This is a genomic window from Acinetobacter sp. CIP 64.2 (assembly GCF_000369645.1).
Classification (GTDB): Bacteria; Pseudomonadota; Gammaproteobacteria; order Pseudomonadales; family Moraxellaceae; genus Acinetobacter.
Genome location: NZ_KB850121.1, coordinates 681,855 through 697,402, shown reverse-complemented (window position 1 = coordinate 697,402; position 15,548 = coordinate 681,855). Strand labels below are relative to the sequence as shown.

Here is a 15,548-nt window from a genome sequence, read left to right as displayed (position 1 = left end):
ACTAGGCTTAGCCTTATTGAGTGCAATTTAGCAAATTACTCATTGCTGGCTGTTGCTTTTTTCGGTGGACGGCCACGCGGACGGCGAGGGCGGCTCGATTTCTCTTTTTCCGCTTTCGCTGCTTCATCTTCCGAATCTGCCTCGGTTGCAACAGATTCTGCTTTTTCTACAGCTTGATCTGTTTCAACGGCTTCAGTTGCTGCTTCGACAACAGGCTCAACTTCAGCAACCACAGCAGGTTCAACCGTTTCAACTGGCGGTACTTCTGCTGGAGCAGCATCTGTATTGGCCAGTTCCAATGGCTGTTGTTCTGGTGCTACAGCGATAGTTTCTTCTGCAACGACAGCTTCGACTTTCTTCACTTCTTCTTTCGGTTCTGTGTTTTCAGCCGCTGCTGGAGCAGCAGTCGAGGCAATGTGAGCTTCTTTTGCTTGTTCAGCGGCAAGTTTTGCCAAGCGACGACGTTCACGTGGGTCATTGGCAACACGAATGCTTGCTGCTTCAGGCGGTGTTAATGCTAACACAGGCGCTGGTTCAGCCTCTTCGGTTACTTTTTTGCTTGGAAGTTCAGCATCACGTGTTACAGGACGCTTTTCTTCTGCAACCGTTGTTTCTACAGCGAGAGTGCTTGCATATTGCTCAGCAAACTTTTGTAGGGCACGGTTAAACGTCGTGATTAAACCAAACTGCTCAATCAAGATGGTACAGTCTTCACCATAGACATGACGAATCAAGCTACCTAATGTGTATTGACCCAACGCTGGAATTTGCGATGGTGCAACTTTTGGTGCAGCGGCTTTCTGAGATGCTTGAGCACCACGTTGACGACGACGCGAACGCGGATCATTGCTGGCACGTTTTACGGGTGCTTGAACCGCGTCTTCTGCGACCGCAGCTGGTGCTTCTTTCGCAACGACAGGTTCTGCATGTGCAACAGGTTTTGTTTCAGCTTTTTCAACAACAGCAGGGGCAACCTCAGCCTTTGCTTTAGGTGTAGTAGCTTGTTGTGGATTCAGTGCAACAATCTCACTTTGACCTTGGTCAATGTTCACGATTAATGCCGTGTTCATCGGTTCTGCACGAGGTGCATCCACCACATCCACTTTGACTTGTTGTGGATTCGCTGGTGCTTCAGTGGTAGCAGGAGCTTCGTTTAACACGCTTTGATCGCGATGACGATTTGGGCGATTTGGACGTTGTTGATTACGATCACGACGTGGCAATGGCGCATTCTCATTGCCTTGAGCTGCATCATGATGCTGTTGCTGGTTTTGAGGCTCTTGCGACTGATGACGTTTTTGTTGACGTTTCAGTTCACGTTGCTCTTGGCGCTGTTCCTGACGTGACAACTGAACCACTTCTTCATGCACTTGGTTTTGTTGTTCATGTGCATGTGCATGTGCGTGTTGTTCACGTTGCTCTTTGTGCTTACGCTTCTTCTGGTTTTGATTCGGACGATGTGGTTTTTCGTCTTTCTCTAACTGCTCACGCGTTTCCTGTTTCACAGGATTCTGTGAAATATAGGCATTGTTTGCCGCTGGTGCAGCAGTTTCAGGAACAACAGGTACGTTCACCTGACCAAACTGGCCACGGCTTACTGCACCGTTATTCACCATTTGTTCAATCGCTGCCGCTGCATTTTGTGCAGAACGGGATTGATCAGTGGTTTGTGCTTGTTTTTGAACAAACAGGTTCTCTAACCAAGCGCAAGGGCTAGCTGACTTTTGCGTACTTACTTGTGGTTGTTTTGCTTGAGCGGCCTGTTGCTGAGCAGCGCCTTTCTTCTGTGGTGCAGCAGCTTGGTTTTGCGCAGCAGGTGCATGGTGATGCTCTGCATCTTCCAAATGCCAGTCTGAAGATTCATAACCCAATTCTTTTTCGCTAGAGCGGGTAGCTTCAGTACGTTCATAACTTGAAGGTGCAAAACCATCTGGATTGAACTGGATTTGGTAGTGTGGTGTTTCAAGGTGTGGATGCGGTAATACCGTCACACGAACATTTGAAGTCTGCTCCAAGTACACTAGGCTGTGACGCTTTTCATTCAATAAGAACGCTGCGATTTCAACAGGCACTTCAACTTGAACTTCACCTTGGCGTTCACGTAAAGCAATTTCTTCAACCTTACGCATGATTGAAAGTGACAACGAACGTAAGTCACGCACCATACCCGTACCATGACAGCGTGGGCAAACGTAACCAGTCGCTTCTTCTAAAGAAGGACGTAAACGTTGACGGCTCATTTCCATCAAACCAAAACGTGATAATTGGCCGAACTGAATACGTGCGCGATCGCTTTGTGTCGCTTCACGTAATTTCGCTTCAACCATACGTTGGTTACGGTCTTTGGTCATGTCGATAAAATCGATCACCACCAAACCGCCGATATCACGTAAACGCAGTTGACGCGCGATTTCTTCGGCTGCTTCTAAGTTGGTGTTTAACGCAGTTTCTTCAACATCGTGACCACGGGTTGATTTCGCTGAGTTAATATCGATTGAAACCAAAGCTTCGGTTTGGTCGATCACGATTGAACCACCAGATGGAAGTTTAACTTCACGTTCATAAGCGGTCTGGATTTGGCTTTCAATCCCAAAGTGAGCAAATAGAGGCTCATTCAAGGTATAGGTTTTTAACTTGTCCAGTTGACGCGGCATCACGGCTTTTACGAAATTGTACGCTTCGTTATAGGCTTGTTCGCTATCAATCAGGATTTCAGCCACATCATCACGTAAATAATCACGGATCGCACGTGTCACTACACCTGCTTCTTGATGTACCAACATTGGCGATGGGCCAGAGCTTGCTGAACCTTGGATTTGTGCCCAAAGGTCAAGTAAGTGTTGCAAGTCGAGTTGTAGTTCTTCTTGAGTACGACCAATCCCTGCGGTACGAACGATTACGCTCATGCCACGCGGTACATTTAAAGATGCTAAAATTTCTTTCAGTTCTTCGCGGACTGAACCTGAAATCTGACGGCTAATACCACCACCTTTCGGATTATTTGGCATGAGAACCAAGTAACGACCAGCAAGGGAAATGAAAGTAGAAAGCGCAGCGCCTTTGTTGCCACGTTCTTCTTTTTCAACTTGAACCAGTAATTCAGTACCTTCAGTAATGAGTTCACGGATGTTTGAAGTTTGACGAGGGTCAGCTTTGAAGTACGAGTTTGCAATTTCTCGCATTGATAAAAAGCCTTGACGCTGTGCGCCGTACTCAACGAAAACCGCCTCTAGAGATGGCTCAACGCGAGTGACATGACCTTTATAAATATTTGATTTTTTTTGTTCGCGTGTACGATTTTCTAAATCAAAATCGTAAAGACGATTACCAGTGATAAGTGCAACGCGAACTTCTTCGGCGTGGGTTGCATTAATCAACATACGTTTCATGGGTGTGACACCTAATAGTGATGCACACAAACAATCAGCCCAATATTGTTGAGCAAACATCAAATTGGCGCGATCAAGACTCAGAAGCAACTTTGTGTAGGAAGTTCTAAGACCACTGGCTGTAAATATCCAGCTGGGGTTTTGATTCGGTTATTTCGATGTCAGCAATATTGCTTCAATCTTGAATCTGTTGATATTTCATGGCATGTCTTACATCTGAGAAATATCACTAGATCCGACATAATCAAAGTTACCTGTACGCTTCACTGGCGGGTGAGCGGTGCATTGGATGGTGACTTTCACTGTCATTAAGCATTGAAGTCGATCCATCTGGAAGTCTTGATACGGAATGATCATCGTATCTCTGCTTGGCAGTTCCAATGCATCAACGCTTTAGCCTGAATGCGACATCAGGGAGCAAATTGTCTGATGTGGATCAGTTTACGTTTAATAACCAGCAAATTGCTGGCGACATATTTTTTCTGAACAAACTGTATGTGCTGATGCACAATTAAACGCAACAGTTTGCCATTTTGCCGATATAATAAGCCTTCGGCGTCGGCATAATTCTTTAGGACCTATCCGAGTTGTGGGTGAATATCTCATCGATTTAAAATTTTATCTAAATAAAATTTCTGATTTGATGCTCACTTACGGCGGTATCCGTGCGCTGAATATATCAAACCTTGCAGCATCTGCCTATGGGCTAAGTTTAGGTTTCTTGTGAAATAACTTAGCTAAATGATCATTTTTTAATCATATTTAGCAAATCTTGGATAAATCGAGCGTATGAATTCTACACAACAATGGCAAAGTGTCACTTGGTTTGACGTGGATGAGCATCAAGACGGGCAGCGAATAGACAATTTTTTATTCACCCGATTAAAAGGTGTACCGAAGAGTCGAATCTATCGTTTGATTCGTGAAGGACAAGTACGCGTAAACAAAAAAAGAATAAAAGCAGAAACCCGTTTGAATATTGGTGACCAGATTCGGGTGGCCCCAATCCGCTATGAACAAAAGGATGAAACGGCTGCACCCGTGAGCGATGATGTGGCGCAAAGTTTACTGAGCCGTGTGGTGTATGAGGATGAAGGTTTACTGGTGGTCAATAAGCCATCAGGCATTGCCGTGCATGGGGGAAGTGGTGTGGCCTATGGTCTGATTGAGGCCCTACGTGCAGCCACAGGCAAAAAGTATCTAGAGCTGATCCATCGTATTGACCGTGATACCTCGGGGCTGGTGATGATCAGTAAAAAGCGTAGTACCTTAAAACTGTTACAGGACTTACTGCGTGAACATAAAATTCAAAAGACCTATGCCGCAATTGTGAAAGGACAGGTCAGTTTAGACCGGCAGATGATTGATGCGCCTTTACTGCGTTATGAATTGGCCAATGGCGAACGTCGTGTGCGTGTGACCAAAGAAGGCAAGCCAAGTAAAACCGACTGGAAAGTCGTTGAACGTTTTAAATCAGCAACTTTGATCCATGCATCACCACTCTCGGGACGTACTCACCAGATTCGTGTGCATGGTCTCAGTATTGGTCATCCTCTGGTTGGAGATGATAAATATGGTCATAACACGGCCTATACAGGTCCGGAAGCACGTCGTTTGTGCTTACATGCCATGCGTTTGGATATCCCCAATTATCCAAGTATTGAAGCGCCAATGCCTGAGGATATGCAGCAGGTGATTGAACAGTTGAGAAAACAGAAATGAGTCCAAATATCGAGTTGGTGATTTTTGATTGGGACGGCACTTTATTCGATTCGGTTGGGCAAATTGTGGCAAGTTTGCAATATGCGGCGCAACAGTTTGAACAACCGCTGACCGATGAGGCGGCCAAAAGTATCATCGGTTTGGGTTTGCCTGAAGTCATGCAAATTCTGTTTCCACAAGTTCCAGATTTACACCAAGATATATTGCAGTGTTATGCCGATCACTATGTGGCAAACTCGAAAAGTGATGTCTGGTTTGACGGTGTGGCCGAGTTATTGGCTGATTTAAAGCAACAAGGTTTAAAACTCGCAGTTGCCACAGGCAAAAGTCGTAAAGGTTTAGATCGTGTGCTCGTGCAAACCAATAGTCTTGCGCTGTTTGATATTACCCGAGCGGCCAGTGAAACCAAATCCAAGCCTGATCCCTTGATGTTGCAGGAGATTTTGACTGAACTGGATGTGGCAGCTGATCGTGCGATTATGGTGGGTGATACCAGTTATGACTTGGAAATGGCGCAAAACCTGAAGATGCCACGGATCGGGGTCAGTTATGGGGTGCATAGTATTGAGACTTTGCAGCAATATCAGCCCTTAACTGTCGCGCATACGGTTCAAGATCTGCATGTGTATTTGCAGCGTGTGCTCAATGTGGCGGCTTTAACTGAAAGTTAAGCGCTTCAAATCAGATGAAAGGACAAGGAGGGGGAGGTCTACTTTCCCTTTCTACATAATAACAATAGGGACCGTATGAGTCGTTCAATCCGTTTACTTCATTTATTACAGCTGCTCCGCGAATACCGTTATCCCGTGACTGCGCAGGTCTTGGCAGAACGTTTGCAGATTAGTCAGCGTAGTGTCTATCGTGATATCGAAAGCCTACGTGAACAGGGGGTTGGGATTGATGCGGCAGCGGGTTTGGGTTTTCAGCTCAAACAAGATTTTTTGTTACCGCCAATGACACTGAATGAAACTGAAATTGAAGCGATTTATTTGGCTTTAAACTGGCTGAATGACATTCCTGATCTGGCATTGAAGTCGGCTTCAACGTCGGTATTGGCCAAACTGAATGCCGTTTTGCCTCAACATTGTCAGCATTTACTGCAACAAACCACTTTAAGATCCATCAATGTCTGGTTACCCGTGAATGAAACCTTGGTGGAGCAAGTCAGATTGTCGATTCGTCAGCAAGTCAAAATCGTTGTCGATTATGCGGATGAGCAGCAACGAATTAGTTCCCGTACTTTATGGCCTTTCGCACTGGGCTATTTTAATGATCGGATTGTGTTGGCAGCATGGTGTGAATTACGCCAAGGGTTTCGTCATTTTAGGATTGATCGTATACAGCAATTAACCTTGAGCCAAGAGCTCTATCCACAATTCAAACAACATCTTTTTCAACAATGGTGGACACAGGAGGTGTGCCGTTCGACTACTGACAAAAACTGACAAACAACACGATTAAATTGAAATAAGACCAACAAACAAGGAAATATCAAAATGGCTCTTCAACTTTATACCAATAATTTTTCGCGTGGCGTCGTGGTTGACTGGTTGCTCATTGAATTGGGCATTGAATGTGAACGTATTGAAGTTGCTTTCCAAACCGAAATGAAAGCTCCAGAATATCTAAAAATTAATCCCTTTGGCAAAGTGCCTGTACTGGTGGATGGTGATATTGTTGTATATGAGTTAGATGCAATTTGTGCGTATTTGGCCGATAAATTTGCCGAAAAAGGTTTGGCACCAGCACTGGATGACCCTAAACGTGGGATATATTATCGCTGGTTGTTCTTTATCTCTGGCCCGTGGGAAGCAGCATCGACCAATAAAAAGTTGGGTGTTGAAGTGGCAGCAGATCAGAAAGTATCGGTGGGATATGGCGATTATCAAGATGCCTATAATGCCTTGCTGCAAGGATTAAGTGAGGTTGATCCCTATTTATGTGGTCAGCAATTTACGGCCGCCGATGTCACGGTTGCTGCTATGTTATTTTGGCAATTGAAAATGGGTGACGTTCAATCTCATCCTGCGATTGAACATTATCTAAATAATGTTAAACAGCGTCCAAGCTACCAAAAATTTGCTGCATTCTTTAGCAATGTCTAAGTCCGTGTAGCGCTAAAAAGCCGACTGAACTCGGCTTTTTTTATTTTACAATAGTCCGTTTACGTGTGGATGAGCTGTCTAATGCAAAGATACGGCTGATTTCGGTCAGTAATTGCTTTATTGCGAGACTCGGTTCATGTCTTTGATAGCTCATATAGACCTCCAGATATGGAAGTGCATGACTTAAATGACCAATAACAACGTGCTCGGTGGCTAAGGCTTGGATATAGGCAGGCAAAATGGCACAGTGTCGACCTGATTGTACCATTTGAATCGCTTCAGCGATGGTTGCGGCTTCATCTATACATTGAAAATGAATCTGTTGCTGCTTAATGTACTGGGTAATGCTTTGCGCCAAAGCGGGGGAAAGCTTAGCGGTCAAAATCGTGAGGGGGAGGTTGTGCAGTTGCGCGAGGTCAATGTTTACACATTGGGCCAAAGGGTGCTGTTTGGGAAGCAGGAACAGCAACGGTTCTTTAAAAACCAATTGGCTTGCAAAAGTCTCATTTTCGAATTTTTGATTAATAAAAATAATATCCAAATCACCTTTTTTGAGTTTGCTGATCTGATCCCGTTCTTTCAGGTTGAGCGTTCGAATCTGCAGTTTCGGCAATTTGAACCTCAAGCGTGGTAATAGATAAGGGAAAATACGAATTTCTGCCGAGGGAACAAAACCAATGCTTAAACATTGAGCTTTAGCAGCAGCAACTTGGCGCGCCATGACGATGGCTTTCTCCGCTTGAATCAGGGTTAAACGAGCCTGTTCCAGAAAAACTTGCCCCTCATCGGTAAGTTCAACTTTTCGTTTGGTCCGGTGCAACAGTTGTACACCAACATCATTTTCGAGATCTTTAATTTGTTGACTAAGTGAGGGCTGTGCTGTGTGTAGTTTCAGTGCTGCTTTACTAAAACTCAGTTCTTCAGCAACGGTAATGAAATAGCGTAAATGACGTAATTCCATAAGACGGGTCCAGAAGTGTCTTATTGTTCTTTTGGTTATGCTGAATAGAACATCATGCGATGGGCGCATTATGGCTAAGATGATTTTATACACAATATGCTTTTTTATAAAATATTAAAATAGATAGAGTATTCATTTTTTTAAATTTGAACCGAATTGTCATCAAGCCTTATTAGTTCGGTAAAATTGTGTTGACTCTGTGGGAGAAAATCAGCATAACTAATAAGCTTATGTTAGGATCAGAGACCAGTTACAGGAATCTGGAATGAGGCGATAATAGTAGAAAAATCATCATGATTTTAAAGACTCGCGCATCAAAATATCTCTAGGATTTAAACGCGAAATAACCTTAGCAACCTCATGCAATACGATTCCAGCAAAGAAGAAATACATGAAAGATAAGCCGACATTAACCTACCAATTGCCGACACAATCTTGCTTGAGCCATACTTGGGCAAAACCTCCTTTTCCGCATGAGGCTTCTGATCACTGTGGGATTGATCGTTTTTATAATCTGGAAAAACCTTTAACCCCATTTGATCGTAAAGGCTTATTAAAATGGTTAGCGACACGTCAGTCTTCTACCTGGAAGATAGATCATAACCATGAGTCCAACCTGCGTAATCAAATGCTGGAGTTGCCACAAAACCGTCCACATGCGGATCTCAATGATTGGCAGATTTGGTTTGTTGGGCATGCAACTGTTCTGATTCAAATTGGCCCCTATAATTTCCTGACCGATCCCGTCTGGTGTGAATATGTCAGCCCGAAACAGGGCAATGGCCCGCGCCGTGTTTGCCCCGCAGGGATTGCGCTTGAACATCTGCCAACGATTCATGGCATATTGCTGAGCCATAATCATTATGATCATATGGATTTGGCGACTTTAGACTGGCTACATCAAAAATTCGAAATGCCAATTTATACGGGGCTGGGCAATGCGTATTACATGCCGAAGCATTTACATGTGATCGAAATGGATTGGTGGCAGGAAATCCCGTTTCATGATGAATTAAAGATTGCCTATACACCTGCACAGCATACTTCTGGGCGAGGTGTACGAGATCAGAATCGCGCCTTGTGGGGGGGATTTTCTTTACTTGCCAAAACAGGACATTGTTTCTTTGCAGGGGATACCGGGTATTCAGGACACTTTAAACACATTCATGAACGTTATGGCGATGCCAGAATGGCTTTATTGCCGATCGGGGCTTATGAGCCAAGGTTGCTGATGCGTTATGTGCATATGAATCCGCAGGATGCATTTCACGCTCATCTGGATTTGCATGCCCATCGTTCACTGGCAATTCATTACCGTACCTTTCAGTTGACCGATGAAGATCGGGATGCCCCCGAGCATGAACTGCAGCAGGCCATGAAATCTTCCTCCAAACTGGTGAGTCCTTTTTACTGTATCCGTGAAGGACACTTTATTCGGGCTTAGCATGTTGTAGTGCTTGAATACAGTGAAGTGAAATCACCGAAAGACTTGCCAACGCAATATTCATGACAACAGGATTGAACGCCTGATAAATCTTGTCTGGATAAATCAGTAAAACCAAAATAAGTAAGCCAATTAGGCTGATGATACTGAGCAAGTGCAAATATTTATGCTGGATCCAGAAAAAAAGACTACCAACAATGATTTCGGCGAGACCTGAAAGTGAAATCATCCATGCCATATAAGATGGCGCGATATTGAGTTGTTGCCAAAGATATTGTTCATCTGGCACCTGAAAAATTAACTTCGGCATTAATCCCTGATAAATCCAAAGGCTGCCAATCACCCACTGACAAAACGTTAAGATCTGTTGAATAGTCTGTTTTTCGCTATTCATGCGACAACCTCATCCAAGAGAAAATGTTGCTGAATATCTGGAGTCACCACATAACATTGTTTAGTTTTACCAAAAAGGCGATAACGATTTAATGCGACACATCGATAAGCAAAATCTCGGATGGTTTTAGGCACAAGACGGGCATGTCTCAAACTGGAATACGGAAAATCGAGGCGCTGAATGATACGGAGAAAAGCAGTTGATTCGGTATAGCATTGACCATTTTCCAATAAAACCATCGTTTCAAAGTGATCAGTAGGAAGATGGCAATAGGCAAGGAGCTGTTGTCCTAAACTGGATTGTACCGATACCAATTTGAATTGGTAGTGTTGATCATGCCTGATCATAAAATCTGCCCAAGCTGAACAGAGTACGCACACTGCATCGAACAGGATGATGTTATGGCTTAGAATCAGTTGCTGTAATGGTTTTTGCATGGTTATTTTTCTAATAAGAGATTAAATAAATTGTCACCCAACGGCATTAAAAAAGCCATCCGAGGATGGCTTTTGATTTCAATATTTAAGACTTACAAAAAGCTAGGCAAATGACGGGCTGGATCGGTTTCCCGAGCAGCTTGTGCATCTGCAACCGTAAGACCGAGTGCTTTTGCAACACCTTCTCCATAAGCAGGGTGGCAAGCATAGCAGTTACGGATATGACGATACTTGATGAAGTCCAAAGCATCACCCATGGCGCGTGCAGTATTGCCAAATAACGCATCTTGTTGTTCAGGGGTCATCAACTCGAACAGGGCACGTGGCTGGCTAAAGTAATCGTTGTCATCTTCCCGATAATCCCAGAAATCTGCATCGCCATTGATTTTCAATGGAGGCTCTTTGTATTGAGGCTGCTCTTGCCATTGGCCAAAGCTGTTAGGTTCATAATGTGGTAAGCCGCCATAGTTGGCATCGATACGACCTTGACCATCTCGGTGGTTGCTATGCACAGGACAGCGTGCAGCATTAACAGGGATTTGTTGATAATTCACACCCAGACGATAGCGTTGTGCATCGGAGTAGTTAAACAGACGCGCCTGTAGCATACGGTCTGGTGAAGCACTGATGCCGGGTACCAGATTACTTGGTGCGAAAGCAGATTGCTCAACATCAAGGAAGAAGTTTTCAGGATTGCGGTTTAACTCAAATTCACCAACTTCGATCAATGGATAGTCACCATGTGGCCAAACTTTGGTTAAATCAAATGGGTGATATGGAACTTTCTCTGCATCCTGCTCTGGCATGACCTGTACATAAAGCGTCCATTTTGGGTAATCCTTACGCTCAATTGCATCGAATAAATCACGTTGATGGCTTTCGCGATCTTGACCAACCAGTTCGCCTGCTTCAGCATCAGTCAGATTTTGAATGCCTTGCTGAGTTCTGAAGTGGAATTTGACCCAGAAACGCTCATTGGCTGCATTGATGAAACTATAGGTATGACTACTGAAGCCGTGCATGTGGCGGTAGCTCGAAGGGATGCCGCGGTCTGACATCACGATCGTGACTTGGTGTAATGCTTCTGGTAGCAAAGTCCAAAAATCCCAGTTATTGGTTGCGCTACGCATATTGGTTTTTGGATCGCGTTTTACCGCTTTGTTTAAATCGGGGAATTTACGCGGATCACGCAAGAAGAATACTGGGGTGTTATTTCCCACCATATCCCAGTTCCCTTCCTCAGTATAGAATTTTAAAGCAAAACCACGGATATCACGTTCCGCATCTGCTGCTCCACGTTCACCAGCAACCGTGGTAAAACGTGCAAACATTTCTGTTTTTTTGCCGATCTCACTAAAGATTTTAGCGCGGGTATATTGAGTAATATCATGAGTGACCGTGAACGTGCCAAATGCACCTGAACCTTTGGCGTGCATGCGACGCTCTGGAATGACCTCACGGACAAAATTAGCAAGTTTTTCGTTTAGCCATAAATCTTGGGCTAATAAGGGCCCTCTTGCGCCAGCTGTCATACTGTTTTGGTTATCCACGACAGGGGCTCCAAAATCAGTAGTTAAGTGGCTATAAGGACATTTTTTATCGTCTTGGCTCATGTTCTATCTCCGTCAAGATGACCTGTGAGCTAGGTCACCTTAATTGTTTGACCGTTCAAAGATATGAATGTTTAACTGGCTCATATGTAAATTGGGTATCGAAATTTCAGATGCCTAAGTTGCGATTTACAATGATTGAGTTCACATCCTTTGTATTTTTACTCTAGGTTGATGAAAGCTTTTTTTCCAATGGATTAAAGTTGATGTCATAAATGCTTTATTCGATTGAAGCTGACTAAATCTTAAACATGAGTTGGGTGTTTGTGGATATGAAAATTGTTAAGAAAAGATAAAAGATCATGAAAAAATAAAGACTTAGTGTATTGCTTAGACCTGAAGAGGCGATTGAATTCGGTAAAATAAAAACAATGCTTTTCTTGAAGGATGTCTATTTTACATGTTGGAGTTATGTAAAAAGACCCGTAGAGCTAATTCTAATGGTTTTTTCTGTGTGGTGAATGGCGGTGGGTGCTGTGGCCAAATAGATGCAATTATTTGTAGTTAAATTATTTTTTCAAAAAAATAATACTCAGTAGCAGATATGTAAGTCATCAGAATTTCAGCATTTGTTATGCTATTTTGGGTATATCTTTAGAGAAGAGATTAAAACAATGAAAAAGTTAGCTTTGGGCTTCGGGTTATCCTTAACAGTTCTCGCAGGTTGTACATCGATGTCTCATAACGATCACAGCAAAGTACATGCTTCACAAACATTGAATGTTGAGTTTATTGGCCCAAGTACACATCAGGTGGCACAACAGCAGGGTACTGTGAGTTTATACGCCGTAGAAAAACGGATGGCGGATGTCCCGGCGACCTTGATCGAGAAAAAGAAAGTACAAGTGTCGCAAGTGCCATTTTCAGTGGAATTTACCCTTCCAGCAGATCACCGTCAGCGCATTCAGCCCCCTGTACGTGATGATGCCGAAATTAGCTATTATGTGACCTGGGAATCGGATGCTAAAAACTTGACGGGTAAAGATGCGATTGTGATTGATTATGATCGTAAATTCCCGAGCGTCACGCCAGGTCGCAGCAAACAGCAGATCTATTTAAAATAATAAATCAGCCCCATACCAAAAGAGCGATTATTAAAAAATAATCGCTCTTTTGGTATTTGAAAGCTTGATGTTTTATGCACTCACCAAACGGTTGGATTTGACCATATCTGCTAGACCGTGCGTTTTGAAATAATGTTCCAGCCAGCTTTTAATCACCAGCGGGTTATTCATCTGTAGCACATCATCCAATAGTTTTTTGGCGTCGCTCATTGGAACATGACAAATCGCCTTGCGGACTCGGAGAATGTTGCTCGAACTCATGGAAAGAGTATTAAAGCCCATGGCCATCAGCAAGATTGCTGATAACGGATCACCTGCCATTTCACCACAGACACTGACGGGTTTCTGATGAATGTGGCAGTCTTCTACTAAGCGTTTTAACGCACGTAAAATGGATGGATGGAAATGCGAATAGACGTTGGCCACATGCGGGTTATTACGATCCACTGCCAGTAAATACTGGGTTAAATCGTTAGAGCCGACCGAGAAAAAATCAACCAATTCAGCAAACTCATCGATCTGTAACAGCACACTAGGCACTTCGACCATGATGCCGATTTTCGGTTTGGTGATTTTAACCTGTTCTTCTTCCTGTACTGCAATCCAGTCACGTTCCAGCAGATACAGCACTTCTTCAACTTCACTGACGCTGGTGACCATCGGCAATAAGATATGCAAATTATTCAGGCCAATACTGGCTTTGAGCATGGCGCGAATTTGTGCAGAGAAAATTTCAGGATGATCCAGCGTGAAGCGTAAACCACGCCAACCCAAGGCCGAGTTTTCTTCTTCGATACTGAAATAAGGCAAATCTTTATCCGCACCAATATCCAGAGTGCGCATAATCACAGGTTTGTTGGCAAAATGGCTGAGCTGTTGACGGTAAATGGCACGTTGTTCTTCTTCACCAGGGAAGCGTTCACGTAGCATAAAAGGAATTTCACTACGATAGAGTCCCACACCTTTGGCACCACGTTGTACACCACGCACCACATCAATCATCAAACCTGTATTGACGAATAGCGGAATGGATACGCCATCTGGGGTAATCGCATCTTTGGTTTCGTATTGCTTTAAATCTTTGGCGATTTGCTCTTCTTCTTTTTGCACTTCTTTATAACGTTGGCGTAAACGGCGTGGTGGATTGACAAAGACACGGCCCTGATAGGCATCCACAATCATCTCGATATCATCCAGTGTTGTGATGGGTAATTCAGTGACCCCCACCACCGTTGGAATCCCCAGCGCACGCGCGACAATGACCATATGGGAGTTGGCTGCGCCTTCAGAAGTGACAATCGCAGCAATATTATCCACGGGCAATTCAACCAAGGCCGCAGTACTGATTTCCTCACCAATTAAAATACTGTCTGGGCTCAGTTCACGGTGACTGGTATCGTTTTCTTGCAAGCAAGCCAAAATTCGGCGACCAAGGTCTTTGAGATCAGAGACACGTTCACGCAGATAATCGTCTTCCATTTGTGCAAACAGGACCACATGCTTGTCGATCACTTTGCGTACGGCACCCTGAGCCCAACTGCCGGCACGAATATGATCTTTAATTTCACTTGGCAGGGCATTCTCATCTAGCATACGCAGGAAGACACTGAATAAAGCGCGTTCTTCCGACATCAGCGAGTCTTGCATTTTTTCATCTAAAGACTGAATCTCCAAACGAACAGCAGCAATCGCCTGATCAAGCAAATCTAATTCTTCACTGATGTCTTCTGCTTCGCGATCTGGAATGACAGTCAGATCAGCAGGTGGATAGAGCACAATAGCACGGCCTAAAGCAATCCCACCTGCACCTGAAACACCTTGGAATGTTTTATAAGTTGAACCAGTCGTTGGTTTACGGAAAACATCGATATTACCCACTGCATGGGCATGGGCAATCACACCTGAAAGCTGCGCACAGAGTGTGACCAAAAAGGATTCAGCCGCCTCACTAAAATCTTGAGGTTCTTTGTTCTGTACCACGAGCACGCCCATGACCTTACGGCGATACATCACAGGAACGCCAAGGAATGAGTTAAATAACTCTTCGCCTGTTTCAGGCAGATAGGCAAAGCGTTCGTGTTTAGGCGCGTTGTCTAGGTTAACAATTTCTTCGCGTTGTCCTACCAGACCAACGAGACCCTCGCCGACATTTAAGGCGACATTACCAACCGCTTCTGGTTTTAAACCTTTGGACGCCATCAGCACATAACGGCGATTCCGTTCGTCCAGCAGGTAAATAGAACAAACATCCACATGCATGGCATCGGCCACATGATTGACCATAATGTCCAATGATTCATGCAAACTGACGGACGCATTAATTTCTTGCACAATGCGTCTAAGGGTGTCGAGCTGCATGTTTGACATGGATGTTTACTCCAATTTATTGAATCGTTATAGACCTAGTTATAACAGCTCTCTT

General features: G+C 44.0%; 12 protein-coding genes. 6 read left to right on the top strand and 6 right to left on the bottom strand.

Annotated elements, in window-relative coordinates; all coding sequences use genetic code 11:
* Positions 1 to 35 precede the first annotated feature (35 nt).
* Positions 36 to 3,389 (bottom strand): Rne/Rng family ribonuclease, encoded by a 3,354-nt coding sequence (locus F895_RS13085; RefSeq protein ID WP_005239958.1) that lies wholly within the window; start codon positions 3,387 to 3,389, stop codon positions 36 to 38.
* Between the two features lie 789 nt (positions 3,390 to 4,178).
* On the opposite strand from F895_RS13085, the gene F895_RS13090 reads away from it, so the two are divergent.
* The 4 genes from F895_RS13090 to F895_RS13105 all read left to right on the top strand — a co-directional run bounded on the left by F895_RS13090 (position 4,179) and on the right by F895_RS13105 (position 7,216).
* Positions 4,179 to 5,111 carry an RluA family pseudouridine synthase gene (locus F895_RS13090; protein WP_005239955.1) on the top strand — a complete coding sequence of 311 codons (933 nt, stop codon included), beginning with the start codon at positions 4,179 to 4,181 and terminating at the stop codon, positions 5,109 to 5,111.
* Positions 5,108 to 5,782, top strand: coding sequence for an HAD-IA family hydrolase (locus tag F895_RS13095; RefSeq protein ID WP_005239953.1), 675 nt, complete (start codon positions 5,108 to 5,110; stop codon positions 5,780 to 5,782). The genes F895_RS13090 and F895_RS13095 overlap by 4 nt, the downstream gene beginning before the upstream one ends.
* 75 nt (positions 5,783 to 5,857) lie before the next feature.
* The gene (locus F895_RS13100; protein WP_005239951.1) at positions 5,858 to 6,556 is read left to right on the top strand and encodes a helix-turn-helix transcriptional regulator; all 699 of its coding nucleotides are present in this window, start codon (positions 5,858 to 5,860) and stop codon (positions 6,554 to 6,556) included.
* Positions 6,557 to 6,607: 51 nt separating this feature from the next.
* Positions 6,608 to 7,216 (top strand): glutathione S-transferase family protein, encoded by a 609-nt coding sequence (locus F895_RS13105; protein WP_005239948.1) that lies wholly within the window; start codon positions 6,608 to 6,610, stop codon positions 7,214 to 7,216.
* 40 nt (positions 7,217 to 7,256) lie between these two features.
* On the opposite strand, the gene F895_RS13110 is transcribed toward F895_RS13105, so the two are convergent.
* The gene (locus F895_RS13110; protein ID WP_005239946.1) at positions 7,257 to 8,177 is read right to left on the bottom strand and encodes a LysR substrate-binding domain-containing protein; all 921 of its coding nucleotides are present in this window, start codon (positions 8,175 to 8,177) and stop codon (positions 7,257 to 7,259) included.
* A 391-nt stretch (positions 8,178 to 8,568) separates the two neighbouring features.
* Here F895_RS13110 and F895_RS13115 point away from each other — a divergent pair, with 391 nt between their 5' ends.
* Positions 8,569 to 9,621 carry an MBL fold metallo-hydrolase gene (locus tag F895_RS13115; protein ID WP_005239943.1) on the top strand — a complete coding sequence of 351 codons (1,053 nt, stop codon included), beginning with the start codon at positions 8,569 to 8,571 and terminating at the stop codon, positions 9,619 to 9,621.
* Here the strand turns inward: F895_RS13115 and F895_RS13120 are convergent.
* The 3 genes from F895_RS13120 to F895_RS13130 all read right to left on the bottom strand — a co-directional run bounded on the left by F895_RS13120 (position 9,608) and on the right by F895_RS13130 (position 12,065).
* Complete coding sequence (locus tag F895_RS13120) at positions 9,608 to 10,015, bottom strand: DoxX-like family protein (protein ID WP_005239941.1); 408 nt, start codon at positions 10,013 to 10,015, stop codon at positions 9,608 to 9,610. The two genes, F895_RS13115 and F895_RS13120, sit on opposite strands and share 14 nt — an antisense overlap.
* Positions 10,012 to 10,452, bottom strand: a complete 441-nt coding sequence (locus tag F895_RS13125) for a thiol-disulfide oxidoreductase DCC family protein (protein WP_005239939.1) — start codon at positions 10,450 to 10,452, stop codon at positions 10,012 to 10,014. Before F895_RS13125 ends, F895_RS13120 begins: the two co-directional genes overlap by 4 nt.
* Positions 10,453 to 10,544: 92 nt before the next feature.
* A complete protein-coding gene (locus F895_RS13130; protein WP_005239937.1) occupies positions 10,545 to 12,065 on the bottom strand; it encodes a catalase in 1,521 nt (506 codons plus the stop codon).
* 611 nt (positions 12,066 to 12,676) lie between these two features.
* On the opposite strand from F895_RS13130, the gene F895_RS13135 reads away from it, so the two are divergent.
* Positions 12,677 to 13,126, top strand: a complete 450-nt coding sequence (locus tag F895_RS13135; protein WP_005239935.1) for a hypothetical protein — start codon at positions 12,677 to 12,679, stop codon at positions 13,124 to 13,126.
* Between the two features lie 72 nt (positions 13,127 to 13,198).
* Here F895_RS13135 and ptsP read toward each other — a convergent pair whose 3' ends face one another.
* Positions 13,199 to 15,493, bottom strand: coding sequence for a phosphoenolpyruvate--protein phosphotransferase (gene ptsP, locus F895_RS13140; protein WP_005239933.1), 2,295 nt, complete (start codon positions 15,491 to 15,493; stop codon positions 13,199 to 13,201).
* Between the last annotated feature and the right edge of the window lie 55 nt (positions 15,494 to 15,548).